Source organism: Aeromonas sp. PS2Canimalfood6 (assembly GCF_048276795.1).
Classification (GTDB): domain Bacteria; phylum Pseudomonadota; class Gammaproteobacteria; order Enterobacterales; family Aeromonadaceae; genus Aeromonas; species Aeromonas caviae.
Genome location: NZ_JBLUXC010000135.1, coordinates 1 through 1,155, shown reverse-complemented (window position 1 = coordinate 1,155; position 1,155 = coordinate 1). Strand labels below are relative to the sequence as shown.

The 1,155-nt window shown below is 49.1% G+C and carries 1 protein-coding gene; it reads right to left on the bottom strand.

Annotated features, from left to right (window positions below):
* Positions 1-85: 85 nt before the first annotated feature.
* Complete coding sequence (locus ACNPAA_RS20885) at positions 86-1,015, bottom strand: purine-cytosine permease family protein (protein WP_417891990.1); 930 nt, start codon at positions 1,013-1,015, stop codon at positions 86-88.
* Positions 1,016-1,155: the final 140 nt, after the last annotated feature.

Here is a 1,155-nt window from a genome sequence, read left to right as displayed (position 1 = left end):
CATTGATAATAGTCATGGCTTCGGGCGTGTCGGTTTTTTTTTGCGATTAAATCAGATCACAAACGAAGCCTTTTTTCTATCTATTTCAATTGGTTGTAGCTAAAGATCCTGTACATGAGGAAGCAAACGCTTTGATGGCTTCATTAAACACATCGAGGTGGGCTGCTATTCCAACCGATGAGGCAATGATCATCGAGCCGAGACCGACCGGATTAATGTCATACAGTTTCGAGCGTTTGAACTCAATACCTGGTGGGCTTAAACCCAGCGGTTTATTGATAATGAGGTCGGCAACCAAGCTGCCGATCCACGCTAAAACTAAGACGGAATAAACTTGCAGGGTTTTTTCCAGCAACTGGTAGATGCCGAGCTCCATCAATAAGAGTGCAATCACGACATTAAACACCATCCAGACCACACGACCCGGATGGTTGTGCGTTAAGCGAGAGAAGAAGTTCGACCAAGCCAGTGAGCCGGCATAGGCATTCGCGACGTTGATTTTAAGCTGCGACATAATGACAAACACACCCGCCGCCAGCAGTGCCAGCTTGGTGTTGTCGGTCATGTAGCCAAAGGCATTGAGGTACATATGCGCAGGGTCGCTGGCCTCAGCCGCGCCAAAACCATGACTGATTGCCAGCCACGCCAGATAGCTGCCAAGCGCGAGTTTGGTGGCACCGAATAGTATCCAACCCGGCCCGCCGAATAGCATCGCTAACCACCATTTGAAACGACCAGTTTTCTTTTGCTCTGGCAGAAAGCGCAGAAAGTCGACTTGCTCGCCTAACTGCGCAATGACGGCCAGTAATACGGCTGACGCGCTGCCAAACAGTAGCCAGTTAAAGCCATTCCCGTTTTGATTCATACCGGTGTAAGCCAGCCAGCTGTCGAGTTGTGAATCGGGGTGGCTGAAGACATAAAACAGCGGCACGATCTGCATCGTCAACCACAGTGGCTGCGATAACATCTGAAAACGGCTGATATTAGTGATACCAAAGATCACGAGCGGGATCACCGCTATCGCACTGATGATATCAGGGTGAGAGCGTGAACATTTTGTTAAATTTCACCCAGTTTTTTGAGACCCGCATTGAGTACCGTTTCCAGATATTCACTGCTCATTCCTGCGATTTTTTGCTTCCGTCTTACGCTCGC